A 4047-nucleotide genomic window follows, 5' to 3' on the forward strand; every position below is an offset into this window, starting at 1 on the left:
CCCCCAAATGTGCTGTGCCACAACATATTCAAGCGAGATTGCACCGCTGCAGCCGGTTTGCTCCGGATAGCCGGAGGTACTCGCACGACGGCAGGGGATCCCATTCGTCGTCTTGGAGGCGTGCATGTTCCGTCATACCGATTACCTACAGTTCGATGTGAAGCCGGAGAAGCCCGACCCCGTGTACGCGCGCAAGCTCCAGGAGCTCGTCGGTGGAGCGTACGGGGAGATGACCGTCACCATGCAGTACCTGTTCCAGGGGTGGAACTGCCGGATGCCCGGCAAATACAAGGACATGATCATGGACGTCGCCACCGAGGAGATCGGGCACGTCGAGATGATCGCCACGATGATCGCGCGGTTGCTGGAAGGCGCTCCCGCCACGCGCGCCACGCAGGAGGCAGCGGCCGATCCGGTCGTGGCTGCCGTGCTGGGCGGGATGGATCCGCAGCAGGCGATCGTCTCCGGCGGTGGGCCCTCGCTGTCGGACAGCAACGGGGTGCCGTGGAACGGCCGGTACATCGTGGCCAGCGGCAACCTGCTGGCGGACTTCCGCGCCAATGTGGCCGCCGAGGCGCAGGGCCGCATCCAGACCGCGCGCCTGTACAACATGACCGACGACCCCGGCGTCAAGGACATGTTGAAGTTCAACCTCGCCCGTGACACCTACCACCAGAACCTCTGGCTCGCGGCGATCGAACAGCTGAAAGAGGACGGCCTGGAGGACACCGTCACGCCGAACGCGCTGTTCGACGAAGAGCACTCCGAGCACGCGACGAGCCTGTGGCACCTGTCCGACGGCACCGAGTCCGACCAGGGCCGGTGGGCGACCGGCGTCGCTCCGGACGGCGTGCACCAGAACGGTTTCCTCGCCGACCCGCAACCGCTGGGCGACAAGGCCTCGGCCCCGCCGCCGGACCCGCAGCTCTACGCCACTTACGACGGCTCCCAGGGCAAGCCGCGCTCGGCGGCATTCGGCACCGAGGCCGGGCTGGTCGGCAAGGTCAAGGACGCACTGGACCCGAACAAGCCCTGACCCGATAGGCCGGGCACCGAGGCGCCGGCGCCGGCTTCGTTCGGAACGAGCGAGGTCAGGTGCCGGCGCAGCCGGGAAACGCGGCGCTACTGTGCAGGTCGATCAGCCCGGTCCTCAAGCGTCCGGCATCAGTTGGTGGGGGTGGGTCCAGCGGGCGAGGAGGACGGTTGCGTCGTCCTCCAGCGGCTGGTGCTGATGGTCGAGCACGGCCTTGATGAGTCGCCGGGCGGTTTCCGGTGGCGGGTGGCCTGCCGCGGCTTCGCGGCGGAGGAAGTCGATGAGCCGGGTCTCGCCGAAGAATTCGCCGGTGTCGTCGCGCGCCTCGGGGACACCGTCGGTGTACAGGAGCAGCCAGTCGTCGGGCTGGAGGAATTCCTCGCCGATGTGCAGTTCTCCGATGCCGAGGCCGAGTGGCAGGCTGTGCCCGGCGTTGAGCGGTTTGACGATCTTGCCGCCGCGCATGATGAGTGGCTCCGGGTGGCCCGCGTTGATGTAGCGGAGCCGTCCGGTGGCGAGGTCGAGTTCGGCGAGGACGGCGGTGGCGAACAACGCGTGCCCGAATTGATCGCTGATGGTCTCGTCGATGGTGCGCGCTTGTTCGTAGAGGCCGTGGCCTGCGTGCCGGGCGCTGCGGTAGGCCGCCAGCGCGGCGGCGGCGATCAGACCGCTGCGCAAATCGTGGCCGACGGCGTCCAAGACGATCAGATTCGCGGTGGTTTCGGACAGGGCGTAATCGAAGGCGTCGCCGCTGACGCTGTGCCGTGGTTCGATGACGCCGGTGACGACGAAGCTGTCGACGCCCGCGGTGAGTGGCGGCAACAGCGACCAGATCAGTTCGGCGTTCACCGTTCGACGGACGCGCAGCCGGGTCCGCTCGAGTGCGTCGCCGTATCGACCCATCGCCGTGACGAGGTGGCCGAGCAGGTGCGACACCCACTGGCACTGCGCTCGCAGACCGGGATCGTAGAGATCGTCGGCGTCGTTCACTTGCACGTCCAAGACGCCGAGACGTTCGACTCCGTCCAGCAGCGGCACCCAGAGCCGGTACCGGTCAGAGGTCTGCGAGGGAAGGGTTTGCACCTGCTGGAACGCTCGTCCCGGCAGAGTGTTGTCGATCTCGAAAGCTCCGATCGGCACCGCGTCCGCTTCGCCGGTGGGGGACCCGGCCGGGACGGGGCACAGGTATCGCTGGTCGTAGTCGGCCAGGTAGATCTTGATGTGGACGCCCATCGCCTGCCCCGCGCTCTCGGCGATGGTGGGTAGGCGGTCCGGCGGTGCGAGTTCGGCGCCTTCGAGCAGTCGCACCAGCGCGGCCGATGCAGGGTCGTGGGGTTCGCGGCTGCGCAGCGAGCGGCTGTAGACGGCGCGCTTTGCCCAGGTCAGCTCGTCGAGGCGTTCGTTGACCGCGTGGGCGAGGATGTCGCGATCCAGGGCAGGCGTACTGCCCAAGCCGTGGACATAGGCGTCGATTTCGAGGTATCCGGCCTCGCCACCCATGCCGAAGTAGCGCATCCAGAGTTCCTCGGTGGACAACTGCGCGCCCTTCAATGCCAGCACAAGACTGCGCTGCTGCTCGCGGGCCCGGCTGTCGGCTTCGTCAGCGGCCGGGTCGCCGGTCATCGCGGTCACCATCCTCACGGTGGGCATCGACTCGGCGGGGCATAGGACCACCTTTCAGCGCAGACGCCGCACGGTCGACTGGGCAAGACGTTCGGCGACCCGGCGCAACGTGGTGTGCTGCTCGCTCGCGATATGGGCCAATGTCAGGAACGCGGTCCGCTCGTCCACTCCGTCACGGGCCATGACGATGCCCTTCGCCAGTGTGACCGCTTCCCGCGTGCGCAGCTGGTCGGCGATCTGCCCGCTGACACGTTCGGCGTCCTCGGCGGCACGCATATTCGCCAACAGCATGGCCGCCTGAGCGGAGAACATGGTCAGCAAATGATCCTCGCGCGTGCCATAGGCATGCGGCTCGGGGGCGTAGACCTTGATCGCACCCAGCGCCTGCGTACCCGCGACCAGCGGCGCGCTCACCGACGAGCGCAGCCCCAGCCGTGCCGCCTGGCGGGTCCACAGCGGCCAGCGATCGTCCACCGCGAAGTCGTCCACCCGCACCACCATCCGGTTCGCCCACGCGTCCAAGCACGGACCCGTCTCCAGCTGGTACTGCAAGTTGTCGGCTGCTTCGACCACGCGATCGGTGGCCGCCGCGGTCACGCGCTCACCTTCCCGGTCCAGCAGGGTGATACCGGCCCCCGCGGTGCGGGGAACCATCTCCACCGACAGCGCCGTGATCAATTCCAACGCCGTGGTCACCGTCTCGGCGGAGAGGAACAGGCCCGACATACGCGCGAAGGCGGCCGCTATTTGCTGGGTAGCCGCGAAATCGCTCGGTAGGCCCTCCGTCGGCGGGAGATCCGCGGGCATGGCGTCATGCACCTCCTCGACCCCCTCCGGCTGGCCCGGTCCTGCGGTGGTCCGTGCGACGGCCCGATTCAGGCCCTTCCGGCAGCCTTCCCCTGGCCGTCACCGAAGGCGGGAGAGGGCTGGTCGGTGCGCAGACGATGCTTGTCAAGGATACCGGACCGGTCGTGGTCTCGACCCCGACAGTCCGCAGCCGGCGTCCTGCGGCGTTATGGCAGATCGCGGTCGAGGCCGAAGTGGAGCTGGATGGTGGTGCCGTCCCGGGTGGTGTGGATGCGCACGAGGTCGGTGAGATGGTTGACCAGCAGCAGGCCGCGGCCGCCGGGTCGATAGGTCTGCGCGGGCAGGCGCCCCGCGAGTGGATTCGTGATGTGTCCGCGGTCGCTGATCTGGCAGCGGAGCTGGTTCTCGTCGGTCCACATCGTCAACGTGCCGTGTCCGCCGCCGTGGACGACGGAATTGGTGGTGGTCTCCGCGACGACCAGTTCGAAGTCGATCAGGCGGTGCTCGGGTATGCCCGCTCGGCGCGCGTAGTCCGCGGCGGCGTGCCGTACGTGAGCGAGGGTCGTCACGTCGAAGGCCACGGC

General features: G+C 68.1%; 4 protein-coding genes. 1 reads left to right on the forward strand and 3 read right to left on the reverse strand.

The window, feature by feature from the left end; genetic code table 11:
* Positions 1-124: 124 nt before the first annotated feature.
* Positions 125-1036 carry a manganese catalase gene (locus HOV91_RS38430; protein WP_174190092.1) on the forward strand — a complete coding sequence of 304 codons (912 nt, stop codon included), beginning with the start codon at positions 125-127 and terminating at the stop codon, positions 1034-1036.
* A 114-nt stretch (positions 1037-1150) separates the two neighbouring features.
* Here the strand turns inward: HOV91_RS38430 and HOV91_RS38435 are convergent, their stop codons facing one another.
* From HOV91_RS38435 to HOV91_RS38445, 3 genes are all read right to left on the reverse strand, one after another.
* Positions 1151-2656, reverse strand: coding sequence for a PP2C family protein-serine/threonine phosphatase (locus HOV91_RS38435; RefSeq protein ID WP_174190093.1), 1506 nt, complete (start codon positions 2654-2656; stop codon positions 1151-1153).
* A 54-nt stretch (positions 2657-2710) separates the two neighbouring features.
* Positions 2711-3463 carry a GAF and ANTAR domain-containing protein gene (locus HOV91_RS38440; RefSeq protein WP_174190094.1) on the reverse strand — a complete coding sequence of 251 codons (753 nt, stop codon included), beginning with the start codon at positions 3461-3463 and terminating at the stop codon, positions 2711-2713.
* A gap of 206 nt (positions 3464-3669) precedes the next feature.
* On the reverse strand, positions 3670-4047 hold a 378-nt coding region (locus HOV91_RS38445), incomplete at its 5' end, for an ATP-binding protein (RefSeq protein WP_174190095.1).

The organism is Nocardia barduliensis, from assembly GCF_013315795.1.
Lineage (GTDB): Bacteria > Actinomycetota > Actinomycetes > Mycobacteriales > Mycobacteriaceae > Nocardia > Nocardia barduliensis.